The organism is Okibacterium endophyticum, from assembly GCF_054780075.1.
Genome location: NZ_BAAGXA010000009.1, coordinates 63,497 through 81,765 on the forward strand (window position 1 = coordinate 63,497; position 18,269 = coordinate 81,765).

17 protein-coding genes are annotated in these 18,269 nt (G+C 68.7%); 13 read left to right on the forward strand and 4 right to left on the reverse strand.

Annotated elements, in window-relative coordinates:
- The first annotated feature begins 430 nt into the window (after window positions 1–430).
- Entirely contained in the window at window positions 431–1,204 is a 774-nt protein-coding gene (locus tag ACYVF5_RS13155; RefSeq protein WP_460947119.1) for a sigma-70 family RNA polymerase sigma factor, read from the forward strand.
- 78 nt (window positions 1,205–1,282) lie between these two features.
- On the opposite strand, the gene ACYVF5_RS13160 is transcribed toward ACYVF5_RS13155, so the two are convergent.
- The 3 genes from ACYVF5_RS13160 to ACYVF5_RS13170 all read right to left on the reverse strand — a co-directional run bounded on the left by ACYVF5_RS13160 (window position 1,283) and on the right by ACYVF5_RS13170 (window position 3,272).
- Window positions 1,283–1,474 (reverse strand): DUF2795 domain-containing protein, encoded by a 192-nt coding sequence (locus ACYVF5_RS13160; protein ID WP_460947121.1) that lies wholly within the window; start codon window positions 1,472–1,474, stop codon window positions 1,283–1,285.
- 155 nt (window positions 1,475–1,629) lie between these two features.
- A complete protein-coding gene (locus tag ACYVF5_RS13165) occupies window positions 1,630–2,316 on the reverse strand; it encodes a histidine phosphatase family protein (protein WP_460947123.1) in 687 nt (228 codons plus the stop codon).
- Window positions 2,313–3,272 (reverse strand): glycosyltransferase family 9 protein, encoded by a 960-nt coding sequence (locus ACYVF5_RS13170; RefSeq protein ID WP_460947125.1) that lies wholly within the window; start codon window positions 3,270–3,272, stop codon window positions 2,313–2,315. The genes ACYVF5_RS13165 and ACYVF5_RS13170 overlap by 4 nt, the downstream gene beginning before the upstream one ends.
- A 234-nt stretch (window positions 3,273–3,506) precedes the next feature.
- Here ACYVF5_RS13170 and ACYVF5_RS13175 point away from each other — a divergent pair, with 234 nt between their 5' ends.
- From ACYVF5_RS13175 to ACYVF5_RS13205, 7 genes are all read left to right on the forward strand, one after another.
- The gene (locus ACYVF5_RS13175) at window positions 3,507–4,172 is read left to right on the forward strand and encodes a D-glycero-alpha-D-manno-heptose-1,7-bisphosphate 7-phosphatase (protein WP_460947127.1); all 666 of its coding nucleotides are present in this window, start codon (window positions 3,507–3,509) and stop codon (window positions 4,170–4,172) included.
- The gene (locus ACYVF5_RS13180) at window positions 4,169–5,410 is read left to right on the forward strand and encodes a glycosyltransferase family 9 protein (protein WP_460947129.1); all 1,242 of its coding nucleotides are present in this window, start codon (window positions 4,169–4,171) and stop codon (window positions 5,408–5,410) included. Before ACYVF5_RS13175 ends, ACYVF5_RS13180 begins: the two co-directional genes overlap by 4 nt.
- The gene (locus ACYVF5_RS13185; RefSeq protein ID WP_460947131.1) at window positions 5,407–6,468 is read left to right on the forward strand and encodes a glycosyltransferase; all 1,062 of its coding nucleotides are present in this window, start codon (window positions 5,407–5,409) and stop codon (window positions 6,466–6,468) included. The genes ACYVF5_RS13180 and ACYVF5_RS13185 overlap by 4 nt, the downstream gene beginning before the upstream one ends.
- On the forward strand, window positions 6,465–7,718 hold the full coding sequence (locus ACYVF5_RS13190) for a glycosyltransferase (RefSeq protein WP_460947133.1): 1,254 nt from the start codon (window positions 6,465–6,467) through the stop codon (window positions 7,716–7,718). The genes ACYVF5_RS13185 and ACYVF5_RS13190 overlap by 4 nt, the downstream gene beginning before the upstream one ends.
- A 2-nt stretch (window positions 7,719–7,720) precedes the next feature.
- Window positions 7,721–8,311 (forward strand): D-sedoheptulose-7-phosphate isomerase, encoded by a 591-nt coding sequence (locus ACYVF5_RS13195; RefSeq protein WP_460947135.1) that lies wholly within the window; start codon window positions 7,721–7,723, stop codon window positions 8,309–8,311.
- On the forward strand, window positions 8,308–9,687 hold the full coding sequence (locus ACYVF5_RS13200) for a PfkB family carbohydrate kinase (protein ID WP_460947137.1): 1,380 nt from the start codon (window positions 8,308–8,310) through the stop codon (window positions 9,685–9,687). The genes ACYVF5_RS13195 and ACYVF5_RS13200 overlap by 4 nt, the downstream gene beginning before the upstream one ends.
- 72 nt (window positions 9,688–9,759) lie before the next feature.
- On the forward strand, window positions 9,760–10,464 hold the full coding sequence (locus tag ACYVF5_RS13205; protein ID WP_460947139.1) for an SDR family oxidoreductase: 705 nt from the start codon (window positions 9,760–9,762) through the stop codon (window positions 10,462–10,464).
- Here ACYVF5_RS13205 and ACYVF5_RS13210 read toward each other — a convergent pair.
- Window positions 10,430–11,662 carry a glycosyltransferase family 9 protein gene (locus ACYVF5_RS13210; protein ID WP_460947141.1) on the reverse strand — a complete coding sequence of 411 codons (1,233 nt, stop codon included), beginning with the start codon at window positions 11,660–11,662 and terminating at the stop codon, window positions 10,430–10,432. The genes ACYVF5_RS13205 and ACYVF5_RS13210 overlap by 35 nt on opposite strands.
- A gap of 345 nt (window positions 11,663–12,007) precedes the next feature.
- Here ACYVF5_RS13210 and ACYVF5_RS13215 point away from each other — a divergent pair, with 345 nt between their 5' ends.
- From ACYVF5_RS13215 to ACYVF5_RS13235, 5 genes are all read left to right on the forward strand, one after another.
- Window positions 12,008–13,474 (forward strand): aldehyde dehydrogenase family protein, encoded by a 1,467-nt coding sequence (locus ACYVF5_RS13215; RefSeq protein ID WP_460947143.1) that lies wholly within the window; start codon window positions 12,008–12,010, stop codon window positions 13,472–13,474.
- A 5-nt stretch (window positions 13,475–13,479) separates the two neighbouring features.
- Entirely contained in the window at window positions 13,480–15,036 is a 1,557-nt protein-coding gene (gene rfaE2 / locus ACYVF5_RS13220) for a D-glycero-beta-D-manno-heptose 1-phosphate adenylyltransferase (RefSeq protein ID WP_460947145.1), read from the forward strand.
- A 56-nt stretch (window positions 15,037–15,092) separates the two neighbouring features.
- The gene (locus ACYVF5_RS13225; RefSeq protein WP_460947147.1) at window positions 15,093–15,989 is read left to right on the forward strand and encodes a glycosyltransferase family 2 protein; all 897 of its coding nucleotides are present in this window, start codon (window positions 15,093–15,095) and stop codon (window positions 15,987–15,989) included.
- 181 nt (window positions 15,990–16,170) lie between these two features.
- A complete protein-coding gene (locus ACYVF5_RS13230; protein ID WP_460947149.1) occupies window positions 16,171–17,304 on the forward strand; it encodes an alpha/beta hydrolase in 1,134 nt (377 codons plus the stop codon).
- A gap of 147 nt (window positions 17,305–17,451) precedes the next feature.
- Window positions 17,452–17,940, forward strand: a complete 489-nt coding sequence (locus ACYVF5_RS13235) for a DoxX family protein (protein ID WP_460947151.1) — start codon at window positions 17,452–17,454, stop codon at window positions 17,938–17,940.
- Window positions 17,941–18,269 lie beyond the last annotated feature (329 nt).

Here is an 18,269-nt window from a genome sequence, read left to right on the forward strand (position 1 = left end):
CAGAATCTGTTCTCAGCGTGACGGTCGAGGGCTGTAACCAGCTTCACGGCTCATTTCAAGGGCTTGATTAAGAGAAGAAGCAGCAGTTCCGTGGAGCGGAGAAGCCGGCCTCAGAAGATGCCGCTCTGACGGAAACGGAAAGCACATGGCGACACGAATCACGAGCATGACAGCGCGTGCGACGGCGTCTGCACACGCACCGGAATCGGACCGGGCAGCAATGTGTCCGGGGGGACCATCCCGGGCAGCGGCGCCGTCATCGACGCGTCCGCCCGCAACGGCGTCGACCCCGACCGGGCCTTCTGCAACGCGCCCGTCCCCTGCGGTGACCCATCAGGTGCGGGCGATCGCACTCCCGCCGGCACCGGTGTCCAGGCCGGCACCGGTATCCGTGCCTGTGTCGGCACCAGCACCAAAGCGCGCGACGTCTGTGGCCGCACAACGCGCGGCCAAACGCTCACACACCCTCGAACAGTACGAGGCAGCGGCGAAAGCATCACCGGAAGAGCAGCGGCGCATCCAAGACAAGATCGTCTCTGATTACCTGGGTGTCGCCGAGACGATCGCCAGGCGCTACACGAAGGGGGCGCAGGACTGGAACGATATTCAGCAGGTCGCTTACCTCGGACTCGTCAAGGCGGCCAGGCGATTCGACGCGGAGTGCGGAGACGACTTCGTCTCATACGCTGTTCCGACGATCTCTGGGGAGATCAAACGGCACCTGCGCGATCACGGATGGTTCATCCGGCCGCCGAGACCTGTTCAGGAGCTGCACGGCCAGGTCGCACGCGTTGTGCCGCAGTTGATGCAGGAGCTCGGCCACATGCCGTCGTGCACCGAGATCGCACAGGCGCTCGGCCAGCCGAGAGACCTGGTCAAAGAGGCTCTCGAATCTCGCGAGAGTCTGCGGCCGGCCTCACTCGATCGCCCCATCGCAGACGACGAGACTCTCACGATCGCAGACACGGTCGCCGACACAGACGACCGATTCGAGCGGGCGGAGGTGGCCGTCGAGCTGGCGTCCGCCTGCCGTCGCCTGCCGTTTCAGCAGCGGCGGATCGTGTACCTGCGCTTCTTTCAACAGTGCACCCAGCAAGAGATCGCCGCCGAGCTCGGCGTGACGCAGATGCAGGTCTCACGGCTGCTCACCAAGATCCTCGATCAGCTGCGCAATCAGTTGCGCACGAGGGCGGCGGCCGCCTGATCGGGCACGCCCCCCCGCGGACAGATGAGCAGGGGAGCGGCCACGAACCGCGGAGCGGTCAGCAGGGCACCCGATGCGCTATTGGCCGAGTTCTTTGCTGACGTCTGTCGGGGCGTCGTAGTCCTTGTCGGCGATGTTCCGAAGGGCTGAGAGCACGTTGTCGTCTGCGCCCTGTTTCTCTGCGGTGTCGACGATCGTCTGCTTGCTCGCGGGGTAGTCGACTCCCTTCAGGAACTTCTGAATCTGAATGGCGGTGGGGAGGTCGTTCATAGCGTCTTCTCCTATGTGAGACGAGCGGGTGTCAGTTGTGTTGTGCCCACCGGCGGCGGCTTTCAAACACAGCTCCCGCCATTGCACAGCTCCCGCCATTGCATCGCTCCCGCCATTGCACAGCTCCCGCCATAGCATCGACCCGTCCAGCCACCTCACCCGGCGAAGACGCCCTCCGCATTGTGCGATACCAGACGCCACGAGCCGTGGTCGGGCTCGAGGCGCAGCTCTGTGACGCTGCCGTTGCCGAGGGGCATCGTGCGGATGGCGTTCACCGGCAACTCGTCGACGGCGGTGACCACGAGGATGCGCAGCAGGTACCCGTGCGACACCACGAGAGTGGTTCCGGCGTGAGCCTGGGCATCGTCGAGCACACGGCGCGCCCGCACGACAGCGCTCTCGAGCGATTCACCACCGGGCGGATCGGGGAACCCGTCGTGCACACGCATCCACTCCGAATACGATTCGGCGAGCGGGCCGGTCAGCATCTCGGCGCGGCTCCGCCCCTCGAACCGCCCGAAATCGAGCTCGCGCAGGTCGTCGCTGATCTCGATCGGCCGATTGATCGCACTCCGTTCGATGAGAAGCTCTGCGGTCTGCACGGCGCGACGCATCGGGCTCGAGCGCACCCTGTCGATCGAGAAGCCGGCGAGCCGTTCGGCTGTGGGCATGAGCGAGCGGCGTGCGCTCTCGTGCAGATCGATGTCGGTTGTGCTCGTGTAGCGTCCCTCGAGGTTCCACCCGGTGATGCCGTGCCGCACGAGGAGCAGGCGGGTGACGGCATCCGCCCGCCCCACTGCGCCACCGAGGGTGTCGCCACTCGCGCCGCCGTGCTCGCTCACGCCGGCATTCCGAGGTCGCGGACCGCTCGCAGCACGTCATCGACGGTGACGGCGAGAAGCGCCGGGTCGGGGGTGTCGGCGAAGGTATCGCCCCGTCTCACCGCCGCGTCGGTGAGGGCGATGTGGGGGCCGGATGCCGGTGGCCCCCATTCCTCGATGGGCGCCGGGCCGAAGAGCACAACAGACGGCGTGGAGTAGGCGGAGGCGAGGTGCGCGGCACCGGTGTCGGCCGAGACGACCAGCTTCGCCTGGCTGATCAGCGCGGCGAACTCGTCGAGGGCGAGATCGCCGGCCAACACGTGAGAACCGTCGAAGCAGCCGGCGTCTGCGACCTCGAGGGCGCGCTCTCGTTCCTGTCCGCTTCCGGTGAAGACGATGGTGTGGCCACTCGCCCGCAGCGCCGCCGCCACGGCGCCGAAGCGGTCAACAGGCCACTGCCGAGACCCGTAGAACGCACCGACGTGCACCACTGTGGCGCCGGAGGCGGGGGACGCGACCGCGGGGGTGTTCAGGGCGATGTCGTCCGGATGCGCCGGCATCCCGTGCGCTGCCACCAAGCGGGCCCAGCGGTAGCGCTCGAGCACCCCGTCTTCCCACTCCGGCCCGTTGTGCCCGCTGTCACGGTGGCCGACGACGACGCGGGGCCGCAATGCCGCGATCAGCCCGCGGCTCTCGGGACCGTTTCCGTGCAGGTTCACGGCGATGTCGATGCGACCGGGGTCAACGGGCAACGGAGCATCGAGCCCCGGCGTGGGGAGCAGGGCGTCGACGCCGCCGATCAGATCGATGATCGGCGCGAGCCACTCCGGCATCGCGAGCACCAGCCGATGTTCCGGGTTCGCCCGGCGGATGCCACGGATCGCCGGAACCGCGACGAGCAGGTCACCGAGTTTCAGCGCGCGCAGCGCGAGGACCTCTGGCACCCCGTCCCGGGGAAGCTCATCGAACATCCGCATGCTCCCACAATGGCAGCAGGGCCGCGTGCGGACGAGCCCGCCGTCGACCGCGCACGGCATGCGGGTCTGAGCGAAACCCGCAAGTGACAGCCACGTGACCTGCGGGTTGCGGATTTCTGTTGCAGCGCTCGATGCGGAACGACAGATATCCGCAATCGGCACGAAACTGAGCGGCGAACTGAGCAGTCGCACAACGGATGTTTACTTCTTCTGCTCGTGGGGAACAGCAGTTTTATGACCTTCTCACGCTCACCGCGGGCTGTGCTGTTCGACAGGGACGGCACTCTCGTCGTCGACGTGCCCTACAACGGCGATCCGAGCCGTGTGGTCGCGATGCCGACGGCCAGGCACACCGTGCGGATGCTGCGGGCCCGGGGGATCCCGGTCGGTGTCGTGAGCAATCAGTCCGGCATCGCGCGGGGGCTCATCACCCGTGAGCAGGTGGACGCCGTCAACAGGCGCGTCAACAGGAGCGTCGGTCCTTTCGACGTGTGGTGCATGTGCCCGCATGGTGAGGCAGACGGATGCCCGTGCCGAAAACCACGGCCCGGCATGGTTCTCGAGGCGGCTCGCACGCTCGGGGTCGACCCGGCCGAGGTCGCGGTGATCGGCGACATCGCCGCAGACGTTCTCGCCGCCGAGGCCGCGGGGGCGACGGGTGTGCTGGTGCCGACGGGGGCCACCCGACCCGAGGAGATCCGCGATGCGGAACTCGTCGCCAGCGACCTGGCCGGTGCCGTGGAGCTGCTGTTCGGCGGACTGGACGCCGCGCGTGACCTCGACCCCGGGGCGAGGCCCGACAACGAGCACAACGCCGAGGCGGCCGCCACCCACACAGAGACCGCCACCCACACCGGCACTCGGCCGGACGCCGTCGCCGGCACGGAGGCACACTCGTGACGCGCCGTGCGGTTGTCGCACGCCTCGACAGCGCGGGAGACGTGCTGCTCGCCGGCCCCGCCGTGCGTGCCGTCGCGGCGTCGCCAGACGTCGACGAGGTGCTGATGCTCTGCGGCCCGCAAGGGGCTGCGGCCGCACGGCTCCTGCCGGGAGTCGATCGTGTGCTCGTCTGGGAATGCCCGTGGATCGTCGAACCGGCCCCACCGGCAACGGCCCACCTGATGGAGTCATTGGCCACGCTCCTCACCGACCACCCGGCCGACGACCGCCCGGCAGCCGTCCACCGCGACGACACCCGCCTGGCAGCCGTCCACCGCCACGACACGAGTCCGCCGCCCGACGTCGCCGTGATCCTGACCTCGTTCCACCAATCGCCTCTGCCGCTCGCGCTGACCCTGCGCCTGCTCGGTGTTCCGCGCATTGTGGGCGCATCCGTTGATCACGCCGGAAGCCTGCTCGACGTGCGCCTGCGGCCGGGTGAGGACCTCGACGAAGACCAGCCAGAGGCCGAGCGCGCCCTGGCCATCGCCCGAGCGGGCGGGTTCGACCTGCCCGTGGGCGATGACGGACGGCTGGCGGTGGTGCCGGTTCCGGATGCCACGGGTCTCGTCGGCGAGGACCCATTCGTTGTTGTGCATCCCGGTGCGTCGGTGCCCGCGAGGCAGTGGCCGGCCGAGAACGCCAGGCGCCTCGTCGAGCTGCTGCATGAGCAGGGCCACCGGGTCGTGGTGACCGGCGGTCCGGACGAGCGCGAGCTCACCTCGTTCGTGGCCGGTGACACAGCGCTCGATCTCGGAGGCCGCACCGACCTGCACGGCCTGTCTGGTGTTCTCAGTCGTGCGCTCGCCGTGGTCACCGGCAACACCGGCCCTGCCCACCTGGCAGCCGCCGTGCGTGCCCCGGTGGTGAGCCTCTTCTCGCCGGTGGTGCCCGCCGTCCGCTGGGCTCCATACCGCACGGCCGTCGAACTGCTCGGCGACCAGGGCGCCGCGTGCGCGAACTCGCGTGCGCGCGACTGCCCGGCCGAGGGGCATCCGTGCCTGGCGAGGGTCACGGCGGAAGAGGCTCTTGCCGCGTGCCTGCGGCTGATCGAGAGAACGTCGAACGCCACAGCCGCGCGGCACGAACGAGCAGCGCCAGAAGAACGAGCCGAGCCCGAAAACCGAGCAGAGCCCGAAAACCGAGCAGAGACGGCGCGGACGGACACACAACAAGCGACAGAGGGGGCGCACGCGTGAGAATCCTGGTGTGGCACGTGCACGGCGGCTGGATGGACGGTTTTGTGCGTGGGGACCACGACTACCTGGTGCCGACCCCGCCGTCAGAGGCGAGGGGGGTCGGTGGCACCGGGATGCCGTGGCCCGCCTCTGTGCGCGAGGTCGACCCCGGTAGTGTGCGTGACGAAGACGTCGACCTGGTGGTGCTGCAGCGGCCAGAAGAGATCGCAGAAGCCGAACGTCTGCTCGGGCGGCGGGTGGGGGCAGAGGTTCCGGCGGTCTTCGTCGAGCACAACACCCCGAAAGAGGGGGTGCCGAACCAGAGGCATCCGCTTGCCGATCGCAGCGACATCACCATCGCGCACGTCACCTTTTTCAACCAGCTGATGTGGGACGCCGGCGAGGCGCCCACCGTGGTGATCGAGCACGGAGTCGCCGACCCCGGTGCCCTCTACACCGGTGAGCGCGCTCATCTGGGCACCGTCATCAACGAACCGGTCAGGCGATGGCGAGTCACCGGCACCGACCTGCTGCCCGCGTTCGCCGAGGCCGCGCCGATCGAGGCGTTCGGCATCGCCACCGAGCTGCTGCCGCAGGCGACCGGGCTGAACGACCGGCAGCTCATCCTCGGCGGCAACCTGCGCACCCGCCGCCTGCACAGCCGGCTCTCGGGGTGCCGGGTGTATCTGCATCCGCTGCGCTGGACGTCGCTCGGACTCGCCCTGCTCGAAGCGATGCATCTGGCCATGCCCGTTGTGGTGCTGGCGACGACAGAGGCTACACGTGCTGTTCCGCCCGAGGCCGGGGCGATCTCGTCTGACGTCGACGAACTGGTGCGACAGGCGCGGATGCTCGCCCTCGACGCGGGTGAGGCACGGTCACGGGGGCGGGTGGCACGTGAGGTCGCGCGCGAACGATACGGACTCGAGAGGTTCCTTGCGCGATGGGACGACGTGATCGACGACGTCGTCACCGCCCATCGTCGGCGCTCGCACCGTATGAGGGCCACACCGCCGGACGACTCGCCCGACAGCACCGCAGACGGCACCGCCGGCTCATTGGAAAGGACGCTCAGATGAGAATCGCCATGGTTTCAGAACACGCAAGTCCGCTCGCCACCATCGGCGGGGTGGATGCCGGCGGCCAGAACGTGCACGTCGCCGCACTGTCGAAGGAGCTCGCCGCGCGCGGCCACGACGTCACCGTGTACACACGCCGAGACGACGCCTCGCTCGACGAACGGGTGCCGTTCGCCCCGGGGGTGGAGGTTGTGCATATCGACGCGGGGCCCGCGGAGCAGGTGCCGAAAGACGAGCTGCTTCCGTTTATGCCGTCGCTGGCCGATGGGCTCGTCGCCGACTGGGAGCGCACACGGCCGGACATCGTGCACAGCCACTTCTGGATGTCTGGTGTCGCCGCGCTCGATGCCGCCCACCGGTCGGCCGGTCGCCCTCCCGTGGTACACACGTTCCACGCGCTCGGCGTGGTGAAGCGCAGGCACCAGGGGGCAGAAGACACCAGTCCCGCCGAGCGCGAGTGGCTCGAACCGTGGGTGGGGCGGAACGCAGACGGCGTCATCGCCACTTGCTCAGACGAGGCGTTCGAGCTGAAGACGCTCGGGGTGCCTCCGGGCGGCATCTCCGTTGTGCCGTGCGGTGTCGACCTCGGCACGTTCACACCAGGCGGTCCTGCAGAAGAGAAGGGCAGGCCGTTTCGCATCGTCACCGTCGGCCGCCTGGTCAAGCGCAAGGGTATGGGCCTCGCGATCGAGGCCGTCGCCCGTCTGGCCGGCGAGGGGCGGCACGACGTCGAGCTGGTGGTGGTCGGCGGCGCCGGCGGCGCAGACCGGCTGAGCGACGACCCCGAAGCGCAGCGGCTTCGTGCGCTGGCACGAGAGCGCGGCGTCGCCGACCGCGTGAGCCTGCGCGGGCAGGTCGCTCCCGAAGACATGCCCGCCGTGCTGCGGTCGGCGGATGCCGTGGTGTGCACCCCGTGGTACGAACCGTTCGGGATCGTTCCGCTCGAGGCGATGGCGTGCGGCACACCGGTCATCGCGAGCTCCGTCGGCGGCCTGATCGACACCGTCGTCGACGGGGTCACGGGGGTGCACGTTCCGCCGAGAGATCCAGAGGCCGTCGCCTCTGCACTCGGCTCGCTGCTCGACGACCCCGAACGGCGGCGGGCATTCGCCCGTGCCGGCCGTGAACGGATGGAATCGCGATTCTCGTGGAGCCAGGTGGCCGCCGAGACCGACAGGGCCTACCGCAAGTCGATAGCGCGTGCCGCGCAGTCGGTGCCCGAGCAGACCGCGAAGGGGGTGTCGAGGTGAAGGTGACGACACCACTGGGCCTCGTCGAGAACCACCTCGCCGCGCTCACTCCGGTGCTCGAGGCGCTGCGGTCGGAGTCCGGGCGCCTCGCCGCGTGGGGGCAAGAGCTCGCGAGGCGCCTGCACGGGGGAGCACGCGCGTTCGCCGCGGGGAACGGAGGTTCCGCCGCCGAGGCACAGCACTTCACGGCAGAGCTCGTGGGCCGTTTCGACGGTGAGCGCCGCGCCTTCTCGGCCATCGCGCTGCACGGCGACACGTCGGCGATGACGGCGATCGGCAACGACTACGGCTTCGACCAGGTCTTCGCGAGACAGGTGCGCGGTCACGCACGGCCGGGTGACCTGCTGCTGCTGCTCTCGACGAGCGGCAAAAGCGCCAACCTGATCGAGGCCGCACGCGCGGCACGCGACGGGGGAGTGCTCACCTGGTCGCTCACCGGGCAGGGCCCGAACCCGCTCACAGAGGAATGCGACGACCAGATCGCTCTGCCTGGCATCTCGGCGAACGTGCAAGAGGCGCAGCTGGTTGCCGTGCACACGATCTGCCGCGCGTTCGACCGGCAGATCCAGCTTCTGGACGGAGGCGAGTCATGAGAATCACCGTTGTCGGAGACGTGCTGCTCGACGTCGACCTCGTCGGCACCGCGGAACGCCTGAGTCCGGATGCCCCGGTGCCGGTCGTCGACGTGCGCTCGGCAGAGCGTCGCGCGGGCGGGGCGGGCCTCGTCGCGTCGATGCTCGCTCGTGACGGCCACGACGTCACGCTCGTCACGGCCCTGTCCGACGACGCGTCCGCCGGTGAGCTTCGCCAGGCCCTCGACGGCGTCACGATGGTCAGCTGCCGGAGCGGTGCGCCGACACCCGTGAAGACGAGACTCCGTGCCGCAGGGCAGTCCGTCGCCCGCATCGACGAGGGCTGCGACAGGCCGGGTGTGCCAGAGGTCTCGGCAGAGATGCTCGACGCCGTCGACACGGCCGATGCCGTGATCGTCGCCGACTACGGCCGTGCGCTCACCGAGAACGCCGCTCTGCGGCAGGCGCTCACCGGGTTCGGCCAACGGGCGCCGCTGGTGTGGGACCCGCATCCGAACGGCGCCGTGCCGGTGCACTCGACGTGGGCGGCGACCCCGAACACTCCCGAAGCCGAGAAGGCGACCCACCTGGCGATTCCCGATGCGCGCGCCGCCGCCCAGGCCGCCGCGCAACTGCGCGCGCGCTGGGGGTGTTCAGCCGTTGTGGTGACCCTCGGGTCGAGGGGTGCGCTTCTCGAGAAGGCTGAGAGGGGACAGTCGGGTGGCGGGCTTCCGTTTGTGGTGCCGGCCCCGAGCATCCGTGTGTCTGATCCCTGCGGGGCGGGAGATCGTCTGGCCGCGTCGCTTGTGGTCGGCCTTGCGCACGGGCTGCCGATCGAAGAGGCCCTCGAAGACGCCGTGGCCGACGCAGCGTCGTTTCTCGCGGCAGGCGGTGTGGCGGCGCTGTCCGCACCGGACAACACCAGCCGCCTGGCCGTCGACACGTCAGATGCGCTCGCCGTTGTGCACAGCACCCGCGAGGCGGGCGGCACCGTTGTGGCGACCGGCGGATGCTTCGACCTGCTGCACGCGGGCCACGCGCGTGCCCTGTCTGCGGCCAGGGGGCTCGGGGACTGCCTGATCGTCTGCCTCAACTCCGACGATTCCGTGCGGCGGCTGAAAGGGGCGAGCCGGCCGATCATGAATGAGCACGACAGGGTCGACCTGCTGCTGGCACTCGAGTGCGTCGACGCCGTGGTGGTGTTCGACGAAGACACTCCGGAGGCCGTGATCCGCAGACTCGAACCCGACCTCTGGGTGAAGGGCGGCGACTATGTGGCAGACGACCTGCCTGAGGCGGCCATCCTCGCCGAGTGGGGAGGAACCGCCGTGACCGTTCCGTACTACCCGGGTCGGTCGTCGACCGCGCTCGCCGCTGCGCTGGCGAAGGTGAGCTGAACGGCATCCGGCCACACGCATCCGCGGTTCGTCCCATCCGATAATCACCAACCCCAAGAAAGACAGGATCGAATGACTACACTCACTTCTCGACCCATCGGCCGTGTGCTCGTCACGGGAGGGGGCTCTGGGCTGGGCGCCGCAGTGGTGCAGGCGGTTCTCGACGCGGGCGGAACACCAGTTGTTCTCGACCGGAACGTCGACGAGGTGTCTGGCGTCGAGGCGAGGCAGGTCGACGTGTCTGACACACGAGCCGTCGAGAAGGTGGTCGCCGAGGTCGCCGAATCGCTCGGCGGGCTCGATTCGGTGGTGACGGCCGCCGGGATCGACCGCTGCGGCCGTCTCGAAGACATTCCCGCAGAGGAATGGGAGAAGGTCATCGGCGTGAACCTGCTCGGCACGGTCGCCGTGGTGCGCGCGGCGCTGCCCCACCTGCATCGCACGCACGGGCGTGTGGTCACCGTGGCATCGTCGCTCGCGCTCAAGGCCGTCTCTGACGCGACAGCGTACTGCGCGTCGAAGTTCGGGGTGCTGGGGTTCTCGCGCGCGCTCGCGGCCGAGACGAAGGGCCAGATCGGTGTGACCACCCTGGTTCCGTCCGGCATGAAGACACGCTTCTTCGACGATCGCGACGAGAAGTACAAGCCGCAAGACGACTCCAGGCTCAACGACCCCGCTAACGTTGCGAACGCTGTGCTGTTCGCGCTCGGTCAGCCCGAGACGAGCGAGGTGCGCGAGCTCGTCATCTGCCACGCAGAAGAAGACTCGTGGCCATGAGCTCGGCCGTGTCGTTATAGACAGGACCGGCTTCGACGTCGGCGACGAACGAGTCGTTGTGCTCGCAGCGTTCGGCGGTCCAGCCGACCTGGGTGCTGTCTCGCCCGCATACGGGGCAGGCTGTTGTCCACGCGATGTGCACGCGGTGGTTCGCCCTGCCCAGGGGGCCGGCGTTGATGAGGTTGCCGAACCAATAGACGCTGACCGTGCGGGTTCCGACGGCCTGCGCCAGGTGGCGTGGGCCGCTGTCGTTGCCCACAAGAACATCTGCGTGGGTGAGGAGCCCGGCGAGTTCGCCCAGTGTGAGCCGACCGGCAAGCGAGCAGATGAGCCCGGCGGATGCCCGTGGTGCGGCCTGCTGCGCACGTGCCGTGATCTCGGCTGCCGTTGCGACATCACTCTCGTCGCCGACGACGACGACCTGTGCGCCGTCTGCGGCCAACCGTGCGGCGACATCGGCGAAGCGATCGGCCGGCCAGCGCCTTCTGGGGTCGGTGGCGCCGGGATGGATGAGCACCAGGCCCCTGGCACCGCCGTCGACGTGTGCAGCTGCGGTCTCTCGCTCTGCGTCCGTCACCTGCAGTCGGGGTTCGAGCATCGTGGGCGCCGCCCCGGCGAGGGCGACGACCTCGAGTGCGCGCAGCATCTCGTGCTGGTAATAGACGTAGGCCATGTCGCGTTCGAGGTGCGCGGCATCCGGGGTCCTGAGACCCACCGTGTGGCGCGAGCCGAGGCGCAGCAGGAATGGATTGGAGTTGCGGCCGCCGCCGTGCACCTGCACGGCGAGGTCGAACCGTTCGGCGCGCATCTCGTTGATGAATCGGGCGGCCTGCTGTTCGTCTTCGATCTGGCCGGGGGCATCCCGCAGGCCGGAAGCGACCGGCAGCACGACCACCCGGTGCACCGAACCCGGGCGGCCGTCGAGCAGGGCTTTGTGCAGGGGAGTGCCGAGCAGGGTGATCCGTGCGTGTGGGTATGCCCCCGCCAGGGAGTCGACGGCGGCGAGGGCGAAGAGCAGGTCGCCGAGCCCGCCGCCTCTGAGCACGGCGATCTTGCGCACGTCGGCGAAGGGTTCGTGCAGCGGCCCGATGGTCAGGGGTGCTTGGGCGGGTGACGTCTCTGGCGCCGTGGCGGAAGCGTCGCGCGCGTTGCCGGGTGCGTCGTGCTCGTGCTCAGTGAGCGAGGGGTCGTGGTGCATGCCTGCGGTCTCCTGTGGCGTCGAAGCGGAAAGAAGGGTGTGCTCCAAGCAGTGCCCATTCGGCTCAGAGGTGAAACGTGAGAGACGCTGCTAGATTCGCCCACGAGCCGCCCGATACGAAATGTGTCGGATGACGCGGCCTGCACCGGTTCGGCCGTCGCCAACGTACGGTATAAGCGCGCATTCGGTGCGTTGGTGACGGATGAATGGGGTGCGACGGGCGGCGGGGTGGAACGCGAGCGACACGCCCGGGTATAACACCCTCTGCCCGGCTGTGTAGTCCTGAGAGGAACTGGGTACAGGGCGAGAAGAGCCGCCGAACGTGCGGACGAGCAAGGAGGATCGATGTCGGTATCACAGCCCCTCGCCCCCGATCTGAACGTGCTTTCCGCCGAGCGGAGTGCCGCGCAGAACGCATCAGCCGATCGACGCACCGGCGGAACGGACGGCAACAGCAATCCCTCCCTCCACATCGTCGACCCGCGAGACGACTCCGTCGTCGGCGACATCACGGTGACGTCGGCCGACGAGATCACCGGCATCCTCGCGGCGTCCCGGCAAGCTCACGAGCACTGGTCGCACACGGACCCCGCCGAGCGCGGGAGCAGGCTTCGCCAGGCGGCGCACGCCCTCGCCGCACGCGAGAACGAGGTGGCGGCGCTCAATGAGCGCGAGACCGGCAAGCTGTTCGACCAGGCGCTCGGGGGTGTGCGAGCGGGCGTCGACACCCTTCTTCAGTACGCCGAGCTCGGGCCTCTGCACCGCGGAAAGCAGCTGCGCGGCGGCATCACCGCTGTCGACTACGCCACCCCGGTGCCCCGAGGCGTTGTCGTGGCGCTCACACCGTGGAACGACCCGGTCGCCGTGGCCGCCGGCATCCTCGGTGCCGCTCTCGTCAGCGGAAACTCCGTCGTCTACAAACCGAGCGAGAAATGCCCCCACGTCGGACTGCTGCTCGGTGAGGTCCTGGCCGAGCACCTGCCGCACGACGTGCTCATCACCCTGACCGGTGACGGCGAGCTCGGCGCCGTGCTCTCGGGCAGCGCGGGCGTCGACGTGATCGCGCACGTCGGCTCGAGCGCGACCGGTGAATCGATCGCCAGGGCCGCGGCTCTGACCGGCGCCCACGTCATCCGTGAGAACGGCGGCAACGACGCGCTGATCGTCGATGACGACGTCGACCCCGAGTGGGCGGCCGAGCAGGCCGCCATCGGGGCGTTCACCAACACCGGGCAGATCTGCACGTCTGTCGAGCGGATCTTCGTGCACCGCCGCATCGCAGAGCGCTTCACCGGGGCACTCATCGGGCAAGCCAGGCAGCTCACCGAAACGGATGCCCTCGGTCCGCTCGTCGACGCCGGCCAGCGTGATTCCGTGCACGCGTCCGTGCTCGCGTCGATCGAGTTGGGTGCCGTGTGCGAGATCGGCGGTGATCTGCCCGACCGGCCGGGCACGTATTACCCCGCCACCGTGCTCACCGCCTGCACACCCGGCATGCCGGTGATGAACACCGAGACGTTCGGCCCGATCGCGCCGATCCAGGTGGTCGACGGCTTCGGCGAGGGGCTGATCGCCGCCTCGTCCGATGAATACGGGCTGAGCGCGAGTGTGCTGACCGGATCGATGGAGCACGCCCACCGCGCTGCCGCCGAGCTGCAGGTGGGCACCGTGAAGATCAACAACGTGTTCGGCGGCGCGCCGGGCGGGTCGGCCCAGCCGCGGCGCAGGAGCGGGTCGGGTTTCGGTTACGGTCCGGAGCTGCTCGACGAGATGACCACCACAAAGGTTGTGCACATGGGGCTGCCACGATGACCTCGATGACACAGCGCCCCAACCTGGCATCGACCGAGCCGGCACACCACGATCTGTCGACGGCGACCGCCGTCACCCCCGAGCTCGTCGAGCAACTGCCGCGCCTCGCGCCGACGATCACCGTGATCGGCGACCTGATTCTCGACGGATGGTGGAAGGGACACACCGAGAGGGTCAGCCGTGAGGCTCCTGCGCCGGTGGTCGACGTCGCCGAACGCGTCTATTCACCCGGCGGCGCTGCGAACACCGCCATGAACCTGGCCGCTCTCGGCGCCCGGGTGCGTCTGGTCGGCCTCGTCGGAGACGACGACGCCGGCGCGCATCTGCTCGAGATCCTGACCGAGGCGGGCGTCGACGTCTCGGGTGTGGTGCGCACCGCCCGCATGAGCACCATCACCAAAACCCGCATCGTCAGCGACGACCACGTGCTTGTGCGCATCGACGAGGGGCAGACCGCCTCTGCCGACCCTGTCGACCTCGACCGGCTCGCCGAGCGGATCGAGTCGTCGCCGGCCACCGATGCCGAGCTTGTGTGCGACTACGGTTTCGGCGCGCTCTACGGACCCGTATTCGACGCGCTCGTGTCTGGCAAGCGGCGTCGTGCGCCTCTCACCGTCGTCGACGCCCACGACCCGGCGTTGTGGGCGCCGCTCCGGCCGGATCTCGTCACGCCGAACGCGGGCGAGGCCGCCAGAGCGGCGGATCTGGACGCTCTGCGCGGCGAGGATCGCGCCGCCGTTGCCGTCGCGCATGCCGACACGCTGCTCGCGGCCACCGGTGCGGCAGCCGTGGTCGTCACCCTCGACTGCGAGGGCACCGTGACGGTGAGGGCGGATGCCGCGCCGCATCGCACACACGCGCATCCTGCTCTCGAGGCACGGGCATCCGGCGCCGGTGACACATTCGTGGCCGCGCTGACCATGGCGCGGTCGTGTGGGCTGTCGCTCGAGGTGAGCACAGACTTCGCCCAGGTGTGCGCGGATGTGGTTGTGCAGCGTTACGGCACATCGGTCTGCACACTCGACGACGTGACGGAACAGCTCGGAGCATCGGGCGCCGCGATCGACCACAACACCCTCGCTGAGATGCTCGCACGCGACCGGCACAACGGCAGGCGCATCGTGTTCACAAACGGATGCTTCGACGTGCTGCACCGCGGGCACACCACGTACCTCGCGCAGGCGAAGCGGCTGGGAGACGTGCTCGTCGTCGCGATCAACGCCGATGAGTCCGTGCGGCGGCTGAAGGGCGACGACCGTCCGGTGAACGCCGCCACCGATCGTGCGAGTGTGCTCGCCGCACTCGGATGCGTCGACTATGTGACCGTCTTCGACGGAGACACCCCAGAGGAACTGCTCGAGCGGCTGCGCCCAGACGTCTATGTGAAGGGCGGCGACTACACCCCGGAGATGCTCACAGAGACGGCGGTGGTCACGGGGTACGGTGGCGAGGTGCGGATGGTCGGATACGTTCCCTCGCACTCGACGACCGAGGTGGTCACGCGCATCCGCAACACCGCACCGAGGCCGGAGGCGGCAGAGAGGCCGGACCGGCGCTCGTGACCGGTGGCGCCCAGCGGAGTGATGGTGCCGGGTATGCCGGCGCCGGGCCAGGAGTCGTGCGCGGACGACGTGCGCCCGGTTCGACGGGCAGCAGGCGCTGGTCGGCCGAATGGGCGCTGCCGGTGCGCCGGGTGGTCCCGGCGATCGACGTGCTGATTCCCACAGCCGGGCGCCGGTCTGAGCTCGCGGTGACCCTCGGGGGGCTCGCCGCGCAGAACGATCCGCCGTTTCGTGTGGTGATCAGCGATCAGTCCGACGACGGAATCGTGAGCGCCGAGCCCTCGATCCAGGCGATGATCCGCGCACTTCGGGCAGAGGGCCGTGATGTCGTCGAGCTGCGTCACCTCCCCCGAAGGGGTCTTGCCGAGCATCGTCAGTTCCTGCTCGAGCAGTCGAGCGCAGAGCAGGTGCTGTTTCTCGACGACGACGTCTGGCTCGAACCCGGGGCACTCGAGCGGATGTCTGTGGCCCTCGACGAACTCGGCTGCGGTCTCGTGGGCAACGCCGTGCAGGGGTTGTCGTATCTCGACGACGACCGGCCGCATGAGCGCGAGCAGTTCTCGCCGTGGGCGGGAGCCGTCGAACCCGAGATCATCGGTCGATCCGCACTCGAGTTCGAGCGTTGGCGGCTGCACAACGCGGCGAACCTCGCCCACGAGGCGGCGCATCACGACCTCGCGCCGGGTGAATGGATGGCGTATCGAATCGCGTGGGTCGGCGCCTGTGTGCTCTATCGGCGCAGTGCGCTCATCGAATGCGGTGGATTCGGTTTCTGGCGTGAGCTGCCGCACGGCCACGTGGGTGAAGACGTGACAGCCCAGTGGAATGTGATGGCACGATTCGGAGGTGCGGGCATCCTGCCGAGCGGCGCCGTGCACCTCGAGACTCCGACGACCGTGACCACGCGCGAGGTGGACGCATTCGACGTCGTCGGTAGTCCTGGTGATGAGTGAGCAGAGCCTCGGCGCGCATCGGGGTGCACAACTTCGGAGGATTGGAGCAGAGCCGCGCCCGCGAGGGGCACAGACCCGTTTTCGCAAGGAATCTCCGAAGTTGTGCACACAAGCCGCTCCACTCAGCTGCCGCCCACCGGGAGCCCAGCCAATCCGGATATCGCCGAGGTACCGTCAGCTAATGACAGCTTCACCCGCCACCCTGCCGCGCCCCGGCGTGCTCGATGGCTTCGACAGGTTTTTCGGCCATGTACCCGTGTGGGTGTGGCAGCAGATGATGGCTCGCGCCACTGTGCGCGAACTCGCGGAGTTCAACGCGGAGCCGGTGCCCGGCGTCTCCAGAACCCGCGATGTCGACTTCGTCGGTGACGGCATCCGAGCGCATCGCCTCGACGTGCTTGCGCCGACGGATGCGCACAGTCCGACGCGTGCGCATAGTCGCGGTGAACGGGATCGTGGCGCGCAGGGTCCGGCTGCAGAGAGAGGCGGCGAGCTGCCTCGTGGTGCACAGGGTGTGGCCCGCGAACCCACCGCACCAGAGGCATCCGGGCTGCCGGTGTACGTCTATTTTCACGGCGGCGGCTGGACCTCGGGCGACAAGGACCCGCTCACGACATACTGTGCCGAGCAGGCCCGGTCCGGCATGGTCGTCGTCAACGTGAACTACCGTATGGCGCCGCGTTTTCAGATGCGGCACATCATGCACGATGCTTCTGCCGCCCTCACCTGGGTGCGTCGTTCCATCGCGGAGTACGGCGGTGACCCCGATCGTATTGTGCTCGGTGGTGACTCCGCAGGCGGGCAGATCGCCGCGCTCGCGGCCAGCGTCGAGCGTTCAGATGAGCTCGCGTCGCACTACGGCCTGCAGCCGGTGCTCGCGCCGGGCGCGGTGCGCGGGCTGGTGCAGCACTGCAGCGCCGTCGACTTCACCGTGTTTCAAGGCAGAAGCGTGTCACCGCTGCGCGGCTTTGTGCCGATGCTGCTGCCGAAACGCGGCCGCGGGCAGTCGATCCGCCACGGCGCCCGTTGGCTGTCTCCGATCGAGTGGTTGGCCGCCGGGTTCCCCTCGGTGTTCGTGTCGACCTCTGAGCGCGACTTCTTCTATCGCGCGAACCTCAACTTCATCGAGCGACTGCGTGCGCATGCGATTCCCACGGACACACTCATCTACAACCGGCGCACACCGAACGTGCGGCACACCTGGCAGCAGAACCCGGCTCTTCCGCAGTCGCGAGAAGTGTATGCGCGGTTGCAGCAGTTCGTGCAGAGTGTCGCCGCGGCACCCCGGCTGACCTCGCCTCTCGCCCCTGCCTGAACCCGGACCCGTCGTTCGCGAGCGCTCGCGAACGACGGCTGCCCGCCCCGACATTCGACCCGACACTCGACCCGCACTGGCCCTCGTCGGACCGGGGAACCACGCGTAACATGCGAACCGTTCGGCTTACATCGCAGGGAGGACCAGATGGATCTCGGCAAAGTCATCGTGAGACTGGTCGTCGGCGGACTCTTCGTCGGCCACGGCCTGCAGAAGCTCAAGGGGTCGTTCGACGGCCCGGGACTCGAGGGCACGGAGCAGATGATGGAGAGTCTCGACATGCAACCGCCCCGCACGCATGCCATTGCGGCTGGTGTGTCTGAGACCGCCGGGGGAGCAGCGATCGCGCTCGGCGCCGCGACGCCGGTGGCTGCTGCTGCGCTCACCTCGGTGATGCTCACCGCGATCCGCAAGGTGCACTGGAAGAACGGCGTGTGGAACGCATCGGGTGGCTACGAATACAACGCTGTGCTCATCGCGAGCGTCGTCGCGCTCGCGACGGATGGCCCGGGCAAGCCATCCGTGGATGCCCTCAGCGGCAAGTCCCGCTGGGGTGCGCTGGGCGGGTTGTTCGCCCTCGCGGCGGGGGCCGCCGCGTCGACGGCGGCTGTGGCCTTCGGGAGTCGCACCAGCTGACGCGAGCCTCACGGGTCGATCGGTGGTCGAGGCGACCGGTGATCCAGCCTGTCGAATCGGGCGGATGCCCTGCCTGGTGGATGCCCTGCCTGGTGGATGTCCAGCCTGTCGGGACCCGGCGTCCTGAGCAGGCGGGAACCCCGCACAGTTTTCGGGGCAGTGCGGGGTTCCCTGCTTATAGAGATGCACGATGGGGTGAACTATGACGTCGGTCCTCAAGATATTTCTCACACGGAAGCGGCTCGAGAGTCATCGATTGGGGGGTGTCCCTATGGTTCTCGTCAAGCGGCGATCGGGATCGGAGCTTGATAGAGGGTGCCGTCGCGGAG

What these genes read in the sequence shown, in the direction of transcription:
- ACYVF5_RS13215 (WP_460947143.1), top strand. Translation starts at nt 12,008, where the DNA reads ATGTCGGTATCACAGCCCCTCGCCCCCGATCTGAACGTGCTTTCCGCC.
- ACYVF5_RS13200 (WP_460947137.1), top strand. Translation starts at nt 8,308, where the DNA reads ATGAGAATCACCGTTGTCGGAGACGTGCTGCTCGACGTCGACCTCGTC.
- ACYVF5_RS13160 (WP_460947121.1), bottom strand. Translation starts at nt 1,474, where the DNA reads ATGAACGACCTCCCCACCGCCATTCAGATTCAGAAGTTCCTGAAGGGA.
- ACYVF5_RS13190 (WP_460947133.1), top strand. Translation starts at nt 6,465, where the DNA reads ATGAGAATCGCCATGGTTTCAGAACACGCAAGTCCGCTCGCCACCATC.
- rfaE2 (WP_460947145.1), top strand. Translation starts at nt 13,480, where the DNA reads ATGACACAGCGCCCCAACCTGGCATCGACCGAGCCGGCACACCACGAT.
- ACYVF5_RS13205 (WP_460947139.1), top strand. Translation starts at nt 9,760, where the DNA reads ATGACTACACTCACTTCTCGACCCATCGGCCGTGTGCTCGTCACGGGA.
- ACYVF5_RS13235 (WP_460947151.1), top strand. Translation starts at nt 17,452, where the DNA reads ATGGATCTCGGCAAAGTCATCGTGAGACTGGTCGTCGGCGGACTCTTC.
- ACYVF5_RS13230 (WP_460947149.1), top strand. Translation starts at nt 16,171, where the DNA reads ATGACAGCTTCACCCGCCACCCTGCCGCGCCCCGGCGTGCTCGATGGC.
- ACYVF5_RS13175 (WP_460947127.1), top strand. Translation starts at nt 3,507, where the DNA reads ATGACCTTCTCACGCTCACCGCGGGCTGTGCTGTTCGACAGGGACGGC.
- ACYVF5_RS13210 (WP_460947141.1), bottom strand. Translation starts at nt 11,662, where the DNA reads ATGCACCACGACCCCTCGCTCACTGAGCACGAGCACGACGCACCCGGC.
- ACYVF5_RS13170 (WP_460947125.1), bottom strand. Translation starts at nt 3,272, where the DNA reads ATGCGGATGTTCGATGAGCTTCCCCGGGACGGGGTGCCAGAGGTCCTC.